The sequence below is a fragment of the Streptomyces griseomycini genome, from assembly GCF_014203535.1.
GTDB classification, from domain to species: domain Bacteria; phylum Actinomycetota; class Actinomycetes; order Streptomycetales; family Streptomycetaceae; genus Streptomyces; species Streptomyces griseomycini.
Genome location: NZ_JACHJI010000021.1, coordinates 13923 through 29658, shown reverse-complemented (window position 1 = coordinate 29658; position 15736 = coordinate 13923). Strand labels below are relative to the sequence as shown.

The following is a 15736-nucleotide window of genomic DNA, read 5'->3' as shown; positions in this document are numbered from 1 at the left end:
CCGCTGGTGACCACTACCGTGCTTCGGCTCACGCGTGGCTGAGTGCTCCGGTCGGCGGGCCGGGCGCTGCGCTCGGCGGAACCTCCGAGGACGGCGGTGCGGGCAGGGGACACCTCGCTGTTCGCCTCCTGAGGGCCGTCCGGGTCCACCTCCTCCGCTGCGTGTCGGTCCAGGCGCATGATCGGATCGGTCCGCGACGGTCGGGTACGGACGGGGTGCCTGCTGCCAGGGTGGGAGTCGAAAGGGAGGCCTCGTGATCTCGGCACTCAACCAGCTCGTCGACCTCGTCGAGGAGCACCTCGACGAGGAGCCCGACGTCCACGGCCTGGCGTCGGCGCTCGGCACGACCGAGTACCACTTGCGCCGGATGTTCTCGTCGTTGGCGGGCATGCCGCTGTCCGAGTACGTGCGGCGGCGGCGCATGACCGTGGCCGCCGCAGCCGTCGTCCGGGGCGAGGGGGACCTGCTGAGCATCGCCGTCCGGCACGGGTACGGCTCGAGTGAGGCGTTCGGACGCGCGTTCCGGGCGGTCCACGGTGCCGGCCCCGGTGACGTGCGCCGCGATGGAGGCCCCCTGCGCACACAACCGCAGCTCAGGTTCCGCCTGACCGTCGAAGGGAGCACCCCCATGGACACCCGTCTCGTCGACCGCCCCGCGTTCCGGCTGGCCGGACACGCAGCCCGGGTCCCGCTCATCCATCAGGGCGTCAACCCCCACATCCAGGAGCACATCGCCGCACTGCCGCAGGAGGAACACCTGCGGCTGAAGGCCCTCGGCGACACCGAACCGGGGGGCCTGCTGCAGGTCTGCGACGACCTCGACCCCGACGGTGCGGAGGGCAGCGAACTGACCTACCTGCACGGGATCGCCCTCGTCCGGGACACGCCGGCCCCGGACGACCTCGACGTCATCGAGGTGCCGGCCGGGAGGTGGGCGGTCTTCCGCACCAGCGGACCGCACCCGCAGGCCCTGCAGGAGACCTGGGCGGCGACCGCGACCGAGTGGTTCCCCTCCAACCCGTGGCGGCTGCGGCCGGGGCCCTCGATCGTCACGATCCTCGAGCGCGCGGACGACTTCGGCACCGCGACCTGCGAGCTGTGGCTGCCCGTCGAACCGGCGTGACGCACCGGCGACCGTCGAGCGCGGCCGAGCGCTTCCGCCGAGCGCTTCCGCCGGCGGAATCCACCGGCGGAAGCGCTCGGTGGCACGTCTACGGCGGGGCCCGCGTCCAAGAACGCCGGCGGGGCGGCGTACGCCGACGGGGTGCCGGGGTGCGCCGCCCTGGGGCGGGAGGGGGTGCGGGAATCGGCCCGCATGCTCACGGCGGCTACTTGGGGTCGCGGCTGAACTGCGAGGTGGACCAGACGTAGCCGAGTGCGGTCAGGGCGAGGCTCCAGGCGAGGGTGAGCCAGCCGTGGTGGCCGATCCCGGTGCCCAGGAGGAGGCCGCGCAGGGTCTCGATGGCGGGGGTGAAGGGCTGGTACTCGGCGATGGGCCGGAACCAGCCGGGCATGGTCTCGGCCGGGATGAAGGCGCTGGAGATGAGCGGCAGCAGGATCAGCGGCTGGGCGCTGTTGCTGGCGGCCTCGGCGTTCGGGCTGGCCATTCCCATGCCGACCGCGATCCAGGTGAGGGCCAGGGAGAACAGCGTCAGCAGCCCGAGGGCGGCGAGCCATTCCAGGACGGTGGCGTCGGTGGAGCGGAAGCCGATGGCCACGGCGACGGCGCCGACCAGGACGACGCTGGCGAGGCACTGCAGGACGCTGCCGGTGACGTGTCCGATGAGGATGGAGCCGCGGTGGATGGCCATGGTGCGGAAGCGGGCGATGATGCCCTCGGTCATGTCGGTGGCCACGGACACCGCGGTGCCGATGACGGTGCCGCCGATGGTCAGCATCAGGATGCCGGGGACGAGGTAGGCGACGTAGTCGGAGCGGTCGGCGCCCCCGATGCCCGCGCTCATCACGTCGCCGAAGATGTAGACGAAGAGCAGCAGCAGCATGACCGGGGTGAGCAGCAGGTTCAGCGTCATGGACGGGTAGCGCCGGGCGTGCAGGAGGTTGCGGCGCAGCATGGTGGACGAGTCGCGCACGGCGAGGGCCAGGGTGCTCATCGGGCGGCCTCCTTCGGCAGGGCGGGCTGGGCGGGCTGGGCGGGGACGGTGCCGGTGCCGGTCAGGGCGAAGAAGACGTCGTCGAGGTCGGGGGTGTGCACGGTCAGCTCGTCGGCCTCGACGCCGGCGGCGTCCAGCCGGTCGAGGACGGCGCGCAGCTCGCGCTGGCTTCCGTCGCCGGGGACCCGCAGGGTGAGGGACTCGTCGTCCCGGGTGACCCCGCGCAGCGCCGCGGCCGCGGACCGGTAGGCGTCCGGGTCGGTGAAGCGGAGCCGGACGTGCCCGCCGGGGACGAGTCGCTTGAGCTCCTCGGCGGTGCCCTCGGCGGCGATCCCGCCGCCGTGGAGCACGGCGATGCGGTCGGCGAGCTGGTCGGCCTCCTCCAGGTACTGGGTGGTGAGGAAGACCGTCACCCCGCCGGTGACCAGCTCGCGGATGATCTGCCACATGGTGTGCCGGGAGCGCGGGTCCAGGCCGGTGGTGGGCTCGTCGAGGAAGATGATCCGCGGGTCGCCGACCAGGGTCATGGCGATGTCCAGGCGGCGCTTCATGCCGCCGGAGTAGGTGGCGGCGGGCTTGGACGCGGCCTCGGTCAGGTCGAAGCGCTCCAGCAGCTCGGCCGCCACCCGCCGCCCCTCCCGCCTGGAGAGGTGGTGCAGGTCCGCCATCAGGAGCATGTTCTCCTCGCCGGTGATCAGGCCGTCCACGGCGGAGAACTGCCCGGTGACCCCGATCGCGGCCCGTACCGCCTGCGGGTCGGCGGCCAGGTCGTGGCCGCCGACGCGGATCTCGCCGGCGTCGGCGGTGACCAGGGTGGACAGGATCTTCACGGCGGTGGTCTTGCCGGCGCCGTTCGGACCCAGCAGGGAGAAGATCGTGCCCTCCGGCACGGACAGGTCGACGCCGTCGAGGACGACCTTCTCCCCGTAGGACTTGCGCAGCCCGTTCGCCGCGATGGCCAAGCTGGTCATGGGAGTGCTCCTTCTCCGGAAGCGGGTCACAGGCTGCGGGCGGTGATGTCGCCGTGGGCGGTGGTGGCGTGGATGGTCAGGTCGGCCGCGGCGCCGTCGGTGTTCCTGAGGGTGTTGCGGATGCGGCCGTAGGAGGTGCCGGCGTCGAGGGTGGCGGAGGTGCCGCGGGCGGCGCCGACCGAGATCCGGCCCTGCTGGGTGTGCAGCGTGACCGTGCCGCGGACGGCCTCGTCGATGCGGATGTCGCCCTGCTGGGTGCTGATCTCCGCGGGGCCGGTGAGGCGGCCGACGGTGACGTCCCCGGCCAGGACGGCCAGGCGGGCGCCGGCGGCCTCGTCGATCTTGACCTGGCCGTGGGAGCCGTCGACGGCGACCTCGCCGAGCCGTCCGACGCCCCGGAACTCGGCGCCGGCCGCCTTCGCCTCGACGCGGGAGCCGGCGGGCAGGCGCACGGTCACCTCGACCGAGCCGGACGGGCCCAGGATCCGGTTCCTCGTCGTCGCCGTGGCCGTGATCCGCAGGGTGCCGTCGGCGTATTCGACCGTGGTCTGCTCGGCGAGCTTCACGTCCCGGCTCCTGGAGGGGTCGGCGGGCAGGACCTCGACCAGGGTGTCGGTCCGGTCGGCGGCGATGACCTGCACCCGCCCGGCCTGGACGTCGAGGACGGCGGAGACGGGGGCGGGGGTGTCGAACTTCTGCATCGTGCTCTCCTGTGGCTCGCTGTTTCCGATGGATGAAAAGCTACGTTGCGTTCACGCAACTGGCAACGCATTCGTTGCTCATAATCGCGATACATGCAGGTGAGAACGGTAAAATCGTTGCAACGATCTATCGGATAACGCAACGACGGTCATCGCGTTCGTTGCAATAGGCTGGAACCGAACGCTACGCTCGGGGCACCGGGGACCGCCGTGGGGCACGAAGGAGGCCGTGATGCCGGGAGGCAGGCTCACACAGCAGGAACGCCAGCAGATCGCGCTGGGACTGGCCGACGGCCTCGCCTACGCGGAGATCGCCAGGCGTCTCGAGCGTCCGACCTCGACGATCACGCGTGAGGTGATGCGCAACGGCGGCCCCACCGCCTACCGCGCCGACCTGGCCCACCGCGCCGCCGAACGCCGCGCCCACCGCCGCCGGCAGGCCGCGCCCCGAGGGGGCGGGGCGCCCGAGCAGGCCTACGGACGCGACGCCGAGGCGGTGCGCGAGTACGAGGAGACGTTCACCACCGTCATGATGGCCTCGGGCATGCCCACGATGACGGCCCGGGTGCTGGCCTGCCTCACCCTCACCGACTCGGGCAGCATCACCGCGCCCGAACTCGTCCAGCGCCTCCAGGTCAGCCCGGCGTCCGTCTCCAAGGCGATCGCGTTCCTCGAGAGCCAGGACCTCGTCCGCCGGGAACGGGGCGAAGGCCGCCGCGAGCGCTACGTCGTCGACGACGACATCTGGTACCAGTCGATGATGAACAGCGCCCGGTCCATCGCCCGCATAGTCGAGACCGCACGGCAGGGCGTCCACGTCTTCGTCCCGGGCACCCCGGCCGCCACCCGCCTGGAGAACATCGCCCGCTTCCTCGACTTCGTCTCGGAGAGCACCGCGCGCGCCGCGGAACAGGCCCGCGAGATCCTCCGCACGAAACCCGAGGCGGCCCCGGGCGGCACCGCCGAGCCGGGCCCGGAGCGCGGATAGATCGGGGGCGGGTTGAGCGGCGTTCCCTCCCGACGGAGCGTTCACCCTCAATTCATTGCAACGAACAAGGCTTCGTTTGTTGCGTTAATTCGAAGCCATTGCAACGATTTCACGCCTTCTACCTGCGGTTAAGGGAGACATACGCAATTACTTCGTTGCCCGCTCCCTGAATGCAACGTAGCGTTTCCGCCAGAAGAAACATTGAGCGGGTGACCGAGGGGGCGGACCATGGAGACAGCACAGAGCCGGCGGCAGACGGCACCCGGCGCCTTCGCCGCCTTCGCCCGCTTCGTGCTCTGCGGCGGCGGAGTGGGGCTCGCCTCCAGCTTCGCCGTGGCGGCCCTCGCCTCCTGGATCCCCTGGGTCCTGGCCAACGCCCTGATCACCGTGGCCTCCACGCTCCTGGCCACCGAGCTGCACGCCCGTTTCACCTTCGGCGCGGGCGGGCGCGCGACCTGGCGCCAGCACGCGCAGTCGGCCGGGTCCGCGGCGGCCGCGTACGGGGTGACCTGCGCGGCGATGCTCGTCCTGCAGCAGTCGGTGGCGACACCCGGTGCGGTGCTCGAGCAGGTCGTCTACCTGTCCGCCTCCGCGCTCGCCGGCATCGCGCGGTTCGTGGTGCTGCGTCTCCTCGTCTTCGCGCGGAACCACTCGCAGGCCGCGGCCACCGTCCGCACCGCCCGTCCCGTGCCCACGATCATGACCCTCACCGCGGCACCCGTCGGCCCGACGGTGCTCTGCCGCACCGCCTGACCGCCGCGTCAGCGGGAGGGTTCGATCCCCTGGTGCTCCGGTCCGACTCCGCGACCTTGCGGCGGACCCGGTGCAGAACGGGTAAGGCCACCGCTTGATCATCGGGGATCGTGTGTGTTCCCGAAGATCGTGCGGTGGCCGCGGACCACAGCGTTCCGGCAGGCCACGCCACGGAGCCCCCGTCCGCGGCCGCCACGACACCCCGCTGGTCACCTGCCGGTGATCCCGCCACGGGCGACCCCGCCCCCCAGCCCCCGGCAGCAGAGCGGGCGTCCGCTCCCACGCCACGTCCGTCAACCCTCCACGGCCCACCACGAGATCAGGTACCGGAGTCGGCGCGATCCACGACTTCGGTGAAGCAGGGCCAGCCGTCCACCTCGGGATTCCGTGCCGAGGACGGGATCTCCAGAACAGGCGCCGCGACATCGAGCAGGCTCCGGACCGTTCCCGGCTCGTAGAGGTTGAGCCAGGCGCGATCGGGGAGACGCACGACCGTACCCGCCTCGAAGTACGCGTTCGAAACGATCCGACCCGGGCCCGGGGCGAAGACCAGGGACAGTCGGCGTCGGCCGTTCTGCGCTGACGCCTCCGGGTAGAGGGAAAGCGTCACCCGACAGTCGGCGTAGTCCGGCCTGACCCGCTGCCGGACCGTCCAGTGCCAGACGGTCCCGTCCACCACGAGGCGGCGGACACGTCGATCGCTCCCCATCAAGTCACCGTAGGACGCCGGCCCGGTACGAACAACGGCATTTCCTTCGACGTCCCGGTCACCTCATCGTGATCATTCGGTCGATGTCGTCGTCGGCGTCCGCCACCGGAACGGCGGAGAGGATCGTCTCCCCGGTGCCGTCGACGGCCCGCCACCGCCCGCGGACCGGATCGTCCGGCACCAGCGCCTCGGTCCGGTCTCCCATCGTGCCAATGAGCACCGACCGGACGGACACGTCCGATCGACTGGCCGACGCATCGAAGGGACACGCTCCAGAGACTGTCGTCAGACCCTGGCCGAGGCTGTCCGGCACCAGGGCTGGTCGGGCTGTCGCAGCAGCGGTTGCGTCGCGGGTCCCGGGAGATCTGCGGTCGGAGCGGGATGCCAGAGTTTGCGCATGCTCGAGATCGTGGTGAAGACGGAGAACCGGGAGCGGCACGTCCGTGTGTCCGCCGAGGAGCTGGCAGGGCTGGTCCGGCGGATCGGTGGTGACGGTGACCGGTTCCTGGTGGTCCAGCGGATACCCGACCTGCCTGACGTCTTCGCTCAGGTGTGGCACGAGGCCGGTGGTGACTACACGCTGGAGTACCGCGACGGTGCCGCTGACCGGCATTTCCAGGCGATGGTCGACGGCCCGGAGGTCGTGATCGCGTCGCTTGCCGGCTGGGCGCGCCAGGAGGCCGGATGGGACGGCGGTCCGGCTTGGTCGCTCCTGGACATGGGCCCCGCCCGCGAGGTGCCGCCGCTCGACCTCGACGAGGACGAGCGCGAGGAGTTGGAGAAGCGCGTCCGTGAGGTGCTGGTCGGCGGCTACGCCTCCCGCGCCGAACTGGCCGAGCTCGCTGAGGAGTACCTGGTCACCGATGACCGCCGGCCCGTCTCGCGCGAGCAGGCACAGGCGCTGGCCGACCGGCTGTGGCTGGAGCGGGTCGCGGAGCAGGCCGTGTGGCAGGGCGAGACGGACCCTGAGCGGCTGACCCGCGCGTTCACCGCCCTGCAGGACGCCGGTATCACGGCCCGCGAGAACTTCACCTGCTGCCGTAGCTGCGGCCAGTCCGAGATCCGTGGCGAAGGGGAGCCCGGCGCCCGCGGCTTCGTCTACTTCCACACCCAGTGCACGGACTCCGCCGCGGCCGGGCACGGGCTGATGCTCCTCTACGGCGGCTTCGACGGCTCGCCCGGGACCACCGCGGCCATCGGCCACGAGGTCGTGGCCGCGCTCGAGGCAGTCGGTCTCCGCGTCGAGTGGGACCGTGACCCCGGCCGGGCCATCACCGTCACCCCCCTGGACTGGCGCCGCCGCCTGGTCGGTTAGGGACCGGCGGTCGAGGACCGGACCCGCGTGAGGAACGAGGCGGGGGTGACGACTGCCCGGCAGCACCCTGCCGTCCTGTCGTACCGCGTCGCGATGCCGCGCCACCGCTTCAGCCTGCCGAAGCACCGTTCGGCGACGTTCCGGCGCTTGCGGGGCTGCTCGTCGGACGACGGCGGGCGGCCTGCGGGACGGCCGCGCCGGATCCGGTCGGCGATCCGGTCCGCGCGCTCAGGAACGGTGCGGGCGGTACTGCGCTGCCGTAGCCGGGCGGGGATCGCCTTGGAGCTGCAGCCCTGGTCACCGGCGACGTGCGCCGGCCGGGTCCGGGGACGTCCCGGGCCCGGCCGGGGTACCCGGACCGTGCCGAGCGGGGTGGTGAACCGGGCCGGCGCGCCCCGTGGCGAGGGGCTGGGGCCTGCCCGGCGGGTTCCTCCGGGTGGGCGGCCGCCGGGCATCCCGTCGGGGCGCGGTGTGACGTGTGGAGAATTCAGGGGCGTTGTCCACGCCGGCCGTACGAGGTGGAACCTCCGGCCGCGAGAGTCAGGAGTCGCTCCATGTCCGATGAGATCGGTCTGCGCCCGGTGACCGCTGAGGACCTCGACCTGTTCGAGCGCGAGTTCGGCGGGCCCGAGGGGACCGGCCCGTACCAGTGGTTCGGCTTCGGTTCACCGGCCGGCCTGCGCCGGCGGTTCGCGGAGACCGGCCTGCTCGGCCCCGAGGGCGGCATGCTGTCCGTGGCGGAGGCCGGCCGGACGGTGGGCCGGGTCGAGTGGTTCCCCGGCACCTGGGGACGGCCCGCCACCTCCACCTGCTGGAGCCTGGCCATCGGCCTGGTGCCGGCCGCGCGCGGCCGCGGCATAGGCACCCGGGCCCAGCGACTGCTCGCCGAGTACCTCTTCGACCACACCCGGGCCGAACGGCTCCAGGCCTGGACGGACCGCGCCAACCTCGCCGAACAGCGCGCGCTGGAGAAGGCGGGCTTCGTCAGGGAGGGGGTGCTGCGCTCCGCTCAGTGGCGCGGGGGCCGGTGGCACGACCAGGTGATCTTCTCCATGCTCCGCGCGGAGCGGTCCGGCGGCGAACCGCAGTGACCGCGAACCGGCGATCGACCCGGCGAGCACCGGCGGCGTCAACGCCTGCCGTGGGCCGCCGGCTGCGCTGCCGGGGCGGGCAGGGGCGTGGGCCGGGCGGCGGCGGACGCCTTCTCCGGCCCGTCGGCCAGGGCGCGGACGACGAGCTGCCGGTCCCCACGGCGGGCCGCACCGGCGCCGGCCGGCGGGACGGCCGCTGCGCCACGGCGCGGTAGGCGGGCGCCGCCCGCCTCGTCCCGCCACCGGCCCGCCGCGGCCGGTCGCGGCCGGCGCTCGGAAGCACGTGCTCGGCACCGCCCCGGCCAGGGCCTCCGCCGGCGCCGCGACCTCGTCGAGGCGTGCGGGTCCGGTCTCACGCGGGTCGTCTCACGACCCCGCCGCCGCGGAGCGGCCGAGCTGTTCCAGGCGGGCCGCGAGGCCGTCGAGGAGGCGCTGGAGGCCGTAGTCGAAGGTCTCGTCGCGGACGGCGCCGGGGGTCTTGTCGTGCTGGGCGACGTGGGCGGCGTGCAGGTGGGGGTGGGCGCGGGTGGCGGCTTCGACGGCGGGGCGGAGGGCGCGGAGCCAGTCGGACTCGGTGCCGCCGCTGCGGGCGATCATGGAGAGGTAGGCGGCCTCGCTGGTCGCGACGCCGATGACGTAGGAGACGACGGTGCTCATGGCGCTGTCGGTCTCGTCGGCGGGGAAGCCCGCGGTCTCGAAGAGGGCGAGCATCCGGTCGGACATGCGCATGACGTTGGGGCCGAGGTGGGAGAGACCGACCTGGCTGAGGACCGAGGCGACCCAGGGGTGGCGGAGCACCATCGCGCGCAGGGCGGTCGCGGCCTCGACGACGGCCGGGCGCCAGGCGGCGCGGTCCGGGGCGGCCGGGATCTCCAGTTCGCCGTAGACCTCGTCGACGACGAGTTCGATGAGCTCGTCCCTGTTGGCCACGTGGCGGTAGAGCGAGGTGGCGCCGGCGCCGAGGCGGGTGCCCAGGGTGCGCATGCTGAGGGCCTCGATGCCGTGGGCGTCCAGGAGGCCGACGGCCTCGGTGACGATGCGTTCACGGGTGAGGTGCTCGCGTCGGGGACGGGGGCGGGTCCAGACCGAGGGGATCGGCTGCTGCTGGCCCTGCGGCATGCGTGTCCTCGCCTTCTACTCTCTGCGTTCTTCGGGCTCCGGGGTGGCGGGCCGGGTCAGCTTACGGTGTGCGCACCGTTCGTACAGTGTGCGCTCCCCGGCCGGGCGCCGGGCGCGGCCCGTGGGGGCGCTCGGGCAACGGCGGGCGCGACGGTGCGGGGGGTGCGGCATCGGTCTCTCCGGACGGGAGGGAGGGTGCGGGCCCCGACACTGCACCGCGGAGGGGGCGCTGTGCGCAAGGAGTTCCCGGGCGGCCCGTATGAACGGCTTCCGGATGCGGAAGGCCGCGTTCTACGGTCAGGATCCCGCCCTCGTGCGGGCGGCCGTGAAGGCGTCCGGAGGCTGCACGGGGGTGTCCGATTCCCGCCGTTGCGTACGGCATCCCCGGATGCGTACGGTGTTCGCACAGAGGGAACAGTGTGCACAACGGAGGAGGAGCCTTGCCGAAGAACATGACCTGGGACGCCGAAGGCAACTGGACGGTCAGCGGCGACTGGGGGACGGCGGACTCCAGTGGGCTCGGCCTCTACCTCGACCACTGGCAGTCGCGCCTGGACCAGCTGCGCTCCGCGCACCACGTCCCCGGCGCCACCGCGGCCGTCCTGGTCGGCGGCACGGTGTACGAGCTGGCCAGCGGAGTGCTCCACCGGGGCACCGGGGTGGAGGCCACCACCGACTCGGTCTTCCAGCTCGGCTCGCTCGCCAAGGTCTACACCGCGACGCTGATCATGCAGCTGGTGGACGAGGGCAGGCTGGACCTCGACGCCCCGGTCCGCGCCGTGCTGCCGGACTTCACGGTCGCCGACGAGGAGGCCTCGCGCACCATCACGCCCCGTCAGCTGCTCTCCCACACCAGCGGTCTGACCTGCGACTTCACCTACGACTCGGGGCGCGGTGACGACTGCCTGGAGCGGTACGTGGAGGCGGCGCGCGACGTGGGCCTGGACTGCCCGCCGGGCACCGCGGTCTCCTACAGCAGCCTCGGCTACAACGTGCTCGGCCGGATCGTGGAGGTGCTCACCGGGCAGACCTGGGACACGGCGCTGAAGGAGCGCCTGCTGACCCCGCTCGGGCTGGAGCGGACCATGACGCTGCCCGAGGAGGCGCTCGCGCACCGGGCGGCCATGGGACACCTGGGCGAGCTGGGCGAGGAGCCGGCCCCGGCCCCCGCCTGGGACCTGATGCCGCGCTCGGCCGGCCCCTACGGCCGGGTGCTCGCCAGCGCCGGCGACGTGGCCCGGCTGGCGAAGCTGCACCTGGACGAGGGGCTCCTGCCCGGGGGCGGGCGGCTGCTCTCGGCCGAGTCCGTCCGCGCCATGCAGCGGCGCGAGGTGGACGTCCCCGACAAGTGGACGGTGAGCGCGGACGGCTGGGGACTCGGCTGGACGCTGTACGACTGGGAGGGCACGCCCGGCTTCGGCCACGACGGCGCCTCGATCGGGCAGTACGGGTTCCTGCGGGTGGCGCCCGGGGCGAAGGTCGCCCTGGTGCTGCTCACCAACGGCGGGGACGCGCGCCGGCTCTACGAGGACCTGTTCGGGGAGCTGCTGCAGTCGCTGGCCGGGGTGCGGATGCCCGCCGCGTTCGCCCCGCCCGAGCAGCCGCCCGCGGTGGACCTGGCGCCGCTGACCGGCGTCTACCGGCGGGAGGGCGTGGTCATCACGGTCACCGAGCGGGAGGGCGCGGCGCACCTGGTGTACGAGTTCGTCGACGGGATGAAGGACTTCTCCCCGCCGCTGGAGATGGACCTGGTGCCGCTCTCCTCCACCGTCTTCGCCGGCCCGGGCAGCGGCGCGTACAGCGCGGACTGGATGCCCGTGGTGTTCTCCACGCTCTCGGACGGCACGGCGTGCGTGTACATCGGGATGCGGGCGGCGCCGAAGGTGGCCTGAGCGCGGACGGCTCCGGGAGGGCGTGGGAAGAGGGCCGGGGAAGGATCCCCGGCCCTCTTCCCACGCCCTCTTCCCGTCCCTTCCCGTACAGACCGGTCGCGCTCTTTCCGGTGGGGTCTGATCGCTTCCCCCCGTGCAACCCGTCACGATTGGACGGTTGAAAACCAGGACGGCGGTTCTTTCTGTGGATGAACGGGTCAGCGACCGGAGCGCCGCACCACGGTGGTCCCGGCCAGGCGGTCGGCCATCGACCGGCGGGACGCGGTCAGGGCCGGCAGGACGTTGGACCAGAAGACGATCACCGAGATCAGCCAGACGGCGAAGGCGGCGGCGAACGCCCCGGAGACCAGCAGGCAGCAGGCGAGCGCGAAGCAGGCGACGTCGGCGGTGGTGCTGACGGCCGCGCGCACGGCGGCCGCGCGCCGGGTGCAGGAGGCGACCTCGAGGCCGGCCAGGGCCTTGCCGGGGGTGCGCCGGAAGAGGGCCAGCGAGATCCAGTGGTAGAGGAAGGTGCCGGCCACCAGCAGGGCGAAGGCCTGGATCACCAGGAGGGCGACCCGGCGCCACGTCGTCCACAGCAGGTGCTCGATCCGGTCGACGGCGTCCCCGCGGCCGGTCAGCAGCTCCCAGCCGTCCGACCGGACGAGGTCGGCGGCGTCGGCGAAGTGCACGAGCGCCCGGCGCAGGGTCAGGCCGCCGAGCAGCCAGGCGAGCAGCAGGACCAGCGCGAAGTCGGCGGTCCAGGCGAGCACCCGGCGCAGGGTGACCGGGCGGGGCGGAGCGGGAGCGGGCGGGGCGGTGGGCCCGGGCGGGACGGGCACGGACACGGGTGTGAAGGTCATGGACTCCCCCGGGGGACGGGCGGACAGCATGGTGTGAACACGACAAGGGCGGTGCCGGACGATTCCTGAGGTTCGGTGTCTCGGGGATCGTGCGGCACCGCCCTCCCGGCGGTTCCGGGCCCGGCCCCGTGGGCCCGGCCCGGAGCGTCGCCGGGCGACGCGGGGGGCGGCCGGTCAGTGCATCGCCAGGTCCTTGCCCTGGTCCTGCTCCTCCGCCCGCTCCGGGGTCCGCCCGGCGGTGCCGACGGCCGGATCGCCGTCCGTCGGCCGGGGCTCCCTCACGAGCCCCTTGGGCTCCTTCATGAGGAAGAGGGCGAGGACCGCGGCGGCCACCACGCCGGCGGCACCGGCGAGGAAGCTGGCGGACATGCCCTGGGTGAAGGCCTCGTGGACGGGGGCGAGCAGGCTCTTGTCCTGCCCGGCCTCGGCCAGCGCGTCGCCGATGGAGTGCCGGGCCGCCTCGGAGGCGCCGTCCGGCAGGTTGGAGGAGAAGACGCCGGTGAGGACGGCGCCCAGGGCGGCGACACCGAGGGCGGCGCCGGCCTGCTGGATGGTGTCGTTCAGCGCGGAGCCGACACCGGCGTGCTCCTCGGGGATGGCGCCCATCATGGCGGCCATGGCGGCCGGCATGGCCAGACCGCTGCCCGCGCCCATCAGGCACATCGCGCCGGCCAGGACCACCCAGCTGTCACCGATGGACAGCGTGGACAGCAGGGCGAAGCCGGAGGCGATGACGAGCAGGCCGGTGACGGCCATCGGGCGGTTGCCGGTCTTGGCGATCAGCGAGGCGCCGATGGTGTTGAAGAGCAGCGTGGCCACCGCGAGCGGGGTGAAGGCCAGGCCGGTCTCGGTCGGGGTGTAGCCGAGGACGAACTGCAGGTACTGGGTGAGGACCAGCATCAGCCCGCCGTTGGCGAGGGTGAGCAGGACCAGGGAGAAGCTGGCGCCGGTGAAGACGCGGTCGCGGAACAGGGCGAGCGGGACCATCGGGGAGGGGTGGCGCTTCTCCCAGACGGCGAAGGCGATCAGGCCGACCACGGTGACCGCCAGGGAGACCTGGGTGCCGGTGTGGGACAGACCGCCCTTGGGCAGCTCGTTGATCGTCCAGACCAGGGCGGTCATGCCGACCACCGACAGGACCATGCCGACCGGGTCGGCCTTGCGCCAGGGGCCCTTGGACTCCGGCATCAGGACCAGCGCGGCGACGATGGCGAGCGCGGCGATCGGGATGTTGATCAGGAAGACCACGCCCCACCAGTAGTGGGCGAGCAGGGCGCCGCCCAGGAGGGGGCCGCCGACCAGGCCGACCATGGCCACCGCGCTCCAGGCGGCGATCGCCTTGGGGCGCTCGGTCTCGTCGAAGACCGTGATCAGGATGGAGAGGGTGCTCGGCATGATCAGCGCGCCGCCGACGCCCATCAGGACGCGGCCGACGATGAGCAGGTCGGGGGTGGTGGCCTCCATGGCGAGGGCCGAGGCCGCGCCGAACAGGACCAGGCCGATCACCATGACCTTCCGGCGGCCGAACTTGTCGGAGAGACTTCCCGCGGTGAGCAGCAGGCCGGCGAAGACCAGCATGTAGGACTCCAGGACCCACTGGATGTCCTGGGCGGTGGCTCCGAGCTCCTCGGTGATCGTCGGCACCGCGACCGTGAGCACCATGTTGTCGACCACCAGTACCAGTGTGCTGAGGCACAGCACCACCAGGATGAGCCAGCGGCGTGGGTGTCGTTCTTCCATCTTTCAACCTTTCGAGCGGCATGGTTCCGGCAGCCGGAGCCGACAGGAGTGGACTGCGCAGAAATTATCAAACCAACTTCGCGGTTTTTTATCTAGTCCCTTTCCGGTCCCGCTGAGGCCGGTCCGGACCTGCGGGACGCACGCCTGTCCGGTTCCGCAGGGGTTTGTTCCGGACCGTCCGGGGCGGTGCCGGTCCTGGCGTTCCGGCCGTCCGGCAGCCGGCCGTCGTGCGGGGCGGGGTGTGCGGGGGCGGGGACGTACGGAACCCCCGGTTCGGTGCGGCGCGGGTTCAGCGCGGCGCCGCGGCGTCCAGGACGACGGGGAGCCGGTCCAGGAAGAGGTCCGCGTCGGCGTCGGAGAGGATCAGCGGCGGGGCCAGCCGGACCACGTCCGGGGCGGCCGCGTTGACCAGGAGCCCGGCCCGTTCGGCGGCGTGCTGCACCTGCCCGGCCACGGGCCGGGAGAGCACCAGGCCGAGCAGCAGCCCGCGGCCCCGCACCCCCGCGACCAGCGGGTGGCGCAGTTCCTCGATCCCGGAGCGCAGCCGGTCGCCCAGGCGCCGGACGTGGGCGAGCAGGTCCTCCCGCTCGAGGGTGTCCAGGACCGCGAGCGCCGCCGCGCACACCACCGGGTTGCCGCTGAAGGTGGAGCCGTGGGAACCGGGGGTGAACAGCCCGGCGGCCGGTCCGAAGGCGAGGGTGGCGCCGATCGGCAGCCCGCCGCCGAGCCCCTTGGCCAGGGTGACCACATCGGCCTGGACGCCCTCCGCCTGCGCGGCCAGCCAGTGGCCGGTCCGCCCGATCCCGGTCTGGATCTCGTCCAGGACCAGCAGCGTCCCGGTGGCCGCGGTGATCTCCCGGGCCGCCGCGAGGTACCCGGGCGGCGGGGTGACGACCCCGGCCTCGCCCTGCACCGGTTCCAGGATCACCAGCGCGGTCCGCTCGGTGACGGCGGCCCGCAGCGCGGCGGCGTCGCCGTACGGGACGAAGGTGACGTCGCCGGGCAGCGGGTGGAAGGCGTCGCGCTTGGCGGGCTGGCCGGTGAGCGCGAGCGCGCCCGCGGTGCGGCCGTGGAAGCCGCCGTGCGCGGCGACCATGTGCCGGCGGCCGGTCAGCCGGCCCAGCTTGAAGGCGGCCTCGTTGGCCTCGGCCCCGGAGTTGGAGAGGTAGACCCGGCCCGGGCGGCCGGCCAGGGCGAGCAGCCGTTCGGCGAGCGCCACGGCCGGCTCGGCCGCGTACAGGTTGGAGACGTGGCCGAGGGTGGTGAGCTGCCGGGTGACCGCCTCGACCACGGCCGGGTGGGCGTGGCCGAGGGCGTTGACCGCGATGCCGCCGAGCAGGTCGAGGTACTCCTTGCCGGCGTCGTCCCACACCCGGGTGCCCGCGCCCCGGACCAGGGCCAGGCGCGGGGTGCCGAAGGCGTCCGTCATGGCCGCGCGCCAGCGCTCCGTCAGCGGGGGCACGGGCCCGGGCGCCGACGGCCCGCGGACCGTGTCCTTCGG

The 15736-nt window shown here is 73.1% G+C and carries 15 protein-coding genes and 1 pseudogene; 6 read left to right on the top strand and 10 right to left on the bottom strand.

All coding sequences use genetic code 11. The features are described from left to right. Positions 1-253: 253 nt before the first annotated feature. Positions 254-1123 carry an AraC family transcriptional regulator gene (locus tag FHS37_RS34895; RefSeq protein WP_184828709.1) on the top strand — a complete coding sequence of 290 codons (870 nt, stop codon included), beginning with the start codon at positions 254-256 and terminating at the stop codon, positions 1121-1123. Positions 1124-1328: 205 nt separating this feature from the next. On the opposite strand, the gene FHS37_RS34890 is transcribed toward FHS37_RS34895, so the two are convergent. The 3 genes from FHS37_RS34890 to FHS37_RS34880 are packed head-to-tail and all read right to left on the bottom strand — an operon-like array spanning position 1329 to position 3786. Beyond that, positions 1329-2114, bottom strand: coding sequence for an ABC transporter permease (locus FHS37_RS34890; RefSeq protein ID WP_184828707.1), 786 nt, complete (start codon positions 2112-2114; stop codon positions 1329-1331). Next, positions 2111-3085 (bottom strand): ATP-binding cassette domain-containing protein, encoded by a 975-nt coding sequence (locus FHS37_RS34885; protein ID WP_184828705.1) that lies wholly within the window; start codon positions 3083-3085, stop codon positions 2111-2113. The genes FHS37_RS34890 and FHS37_RS34885 overlap by 4 nt, the downstream gene beginning before the upstream one ends. A 26-nt stretch (positions 3086-3111) precedes the next feature. Then, positions 3112-3786, bottom strand: coding sequence for a DUF4097 family beta strand repeat-containing protein (locus FHS37_RS34880; protein ID WP_184828703.1), 675 nt, complete (start codon positions 3784-3786; stop codon positions 3112-3114). A 232-nt stretch (positions 3787-4018) separates the two neighbouring features. Between FHS37_RS34880 and FHS37_RS34875 the strand changes: the two genes are divergently transcribed. After that, complete coding sequence (locus tag FHS37_RS34875) at positions 4019-4774, top strand: GbsR/MarR family transcriptional regulator (protein WP_184828701.1); 756 nt, start codon at positions 4019-4021, stop codon at positions 4772-4774. A gap of 228 nt (positions 4775-5002) precedes the next feature. Then, the gene (locus tag FHS37_RS34870) at positions 5003-5527 is read left to right on the top strand and encodes a GtrA domain-containing protein (RefSeq protein ID WP_184828699.1); all 525 of its coding nucleotides are present in this window, start codon (positions 5003-5005) and stop codon (positions 5525-5527) included. A 141-nt stretch (positions 5528-5668) separates the two neighbouring features. Here the strand turns inward: FHS37_RS34870 and FHS37_RS34865 are convergent. The 3 genes and pseudogenes from FHS37_RS34865 to FHS37_RS34855 all read right to left on the bottom strand — a co-directional run. Then, positions 5669-5842 (bottom strand): annotated as a pseudogene (locus FHS37_RS34865) (transposase); the annotation flags it as partial. A gap of 4 nt (positions 5843-5846) precedes the next feature. Continuing rightward, on the bottom strand, positions 5847-6236 hold the full coding sequence (locus tag FHS37_RS34860; RefSeq protein ID WP_184828698.1) for a hypothetical protein: 390 nt from the start codon (positions 6234-6236) through the stop codon (positions 5847-5849). A 58-nt stretch (positions 6237-6294) separates the two neighbouring features. Further along, the gene (locus FHS37_RS34855; protein WP_184828696.1) at positions 6295-6441 is read right to left on the bottom strand and encodes a hypothetical protein; all 147 of its coding nucleotides are present in this window, start codon (positions 6439-6441) and stop codon (positions 6295-6297) included. Between the two features lie 192 nt (positions 6442-6633). On the opposite strand from FHS37_RS34855, the gene FHS37_RS34850 reads away from it, so the two are divergent. Next, a complete protein-coding gene (locus tag FHS37_RS34850) occupies positions 6634-7551 on the top strand; it encodes a DUF6891 domain-containing protein (protein WP_184828694.1) in 918 nt (305 codons plus the stop codon). A 554-nt stretch (positions 7552-8105) separates the two neighbouring features. Then, positions 8106-8642: a GNAT family N-acetyltransferase gene (locus tag FHS37_RS34840; RefSeq protein WP_184828690.1), complete on the top strand. Its 537-nt coding sequence runs from the start codon at positions 8106-8108 to the stop codon at positions 8640-8642. A gap of 366 nt (positions 8643-9008) precedes the next feature. On the opposite strand, the gene FHS37_RS34835 is transcribed toward FHS37_RS34840, so the two are convergent. Beyond that, complete coding sequence (locus tag FHS37_RS34835; protein WP_184828688.1) at positions 9009-9761, bottom strand: TetR/AcrR family transcriptional regulator; 753 nt, start codon at positions 9759-9761, stop codon at positions 9009-9011. A 440-nt stretch (positions 9762-10201) separates the two neighbouring features. Here FHS37_RS34835 and FHS37_RS34830 point away from each other — a divergent pair, with 440 nt between their 5' ends. Next, positions 10202-11653 carry a serine hydrolase domain-containing protein gene (locus tag FHS37_RS34830; protein WP_229890186.1) on the top strand — a complete coding sequence of 484 codons (1452 nt, stop codon included), beginning with the start codon at positions 10202-10204 and terminating at the stop codon, positions 11651-11653. A gap of 197 nt (positions 11654-11850) precedes the next feature. Here the strand turns inward: FHS37_RS34830 and FHS37_RS34825 are convergent, their stop codons facing one another. The 3 genes from FHS37_RS34825 to FHS37_RS34815 form a co-directional block, all read right to left on the bottom strand. Further along, positions 11851-12495 carry an RDD family protein gene (locus tag FHS37_RS34825; protein ID WP_184828687.1) on the bottom strand — a complete coding sequence of 215 codons (645 nt, stop codon included), beginning with the start codon at positions 12493-12495 and terminating at the stop codon, positions 11851-11853. 174 nt (positions 12496-12669) lie between these two features. Next, positions 12670-14235 (bottom strand): MFS transporter, encoded by a 1566-nt coding sequence (locus FHS37_RS34820; protein WP_184828684.1) that lies wholly within the window; start codon positions 14233-14235, stop codon positions 12670-12672. A 289-nt stretch (positions 14236-14524) separates the two neighbouring features. Continuing rightward, positions 14525-15664, bottom strand: coding sequence for an acetylornithine transaminase (locus FHS37_RS34815; protein ID WP_229890189.1), 1140 nt, complete (start codon positions 15662-15664; stop codon positions 14525-14527). Positions 15665-15736 lie beyond the last annotated feature (72 nt).

Bases quoted from the DNA above. Each gene is read 5' to 3' on its own strand.
- FHS37_RS34855 (WP_184828696.1), bottom strand. From the start codon at position 6,441: ATGGGAGACCGGACCGAGGCGCTGGTGCCGGACGATCCGGTCCGCGGG.
- FHS37_RS34870 (WP_184828699.1), top strand. From the start codon at position 5,003: ATGGAGACAGCACAGAGCCGGCGGCAGACGGCACCCGGCGCCTTCGCC.
- FHS37_RS34885 (WP_184828705.1), bottom strand. From the start codon at position 3,085: ATGACCAGCTTGGCCATCGCGGCGAACGGGCTGCGCAAGTCCTACGGG.
- FHS37_RS34875 (WP_184828701.1), top strand. From the start codon at position 4,019: ATGCCGGGAGGCAGGCTCACACAGCAGGAACGCCAGCAGATCGCGCTG.
- FHS37_RS34850 (WP_184828694.1), top strand. From the start codon at position 6,634: ATGCTCGAGATCGTGGTGAAGACGGAGAACCGGGAGCGGCACGTCCGT.
- FHS37_RS34825 (WP_184828687.1), bottom strand. From the start codon at position 12,495: ATGACCTTCACACCCGTGTCCGTGCCCGTCCCGCCCGGGCCCACCGCC.
- FHS37_RS34860 (WP_184828698.1), bottom strand. From the start codon at position 6,236: ATGGGGAGCGATCGACGTGTCCGCCGCCTCGTGGTGGACGGGACCGTC.
- FHS37_RS34890 (WP_184828707.1), bottom strand. From the start codon at position 2,114: ATGAGCACCCTGGCCCTCGCCGTGCGCGACTCGTCCACCATGCTGCGC.
- FHS37_RS34815 (WP_229890189.1), bottom strand. From the start codon at position 15,664: ATGACGGACGCCTTCGGCACCCCGCGCCTGGCCCTGGTCCGGGGCGCG.
- FHS37_RS34835 (WP_184828688.1), bottom strand. From the start codon at position 9,761: ATGCCGCAGGGCCAGCAGCAGCCGATCCCCTCGGTCTGGACCCGCCCC.
- FHS37_RS34820 (WP_184828684.1), bottom strand. From the start codon at position 14,235: ATGGAAGAACGACACCCACGCCGCTGGCTCATCCTGGTGGTGCTGTGC.
- FHS37_RS34840 (WP_184828690.1), top strand. From the start codon at position 8,106: ATGTCCGATGAGATCGGTCTGCGCCCGGTGACCGCTGAGGACCTCGAC.
- FHS37_RS34880 (WP_184828703.1), bottom strand. From the start codon at position 3,786: ATGCAGAAGTTCGACACCCCCGCCCCCGTCTCCGCCGTCCTCGACGTC.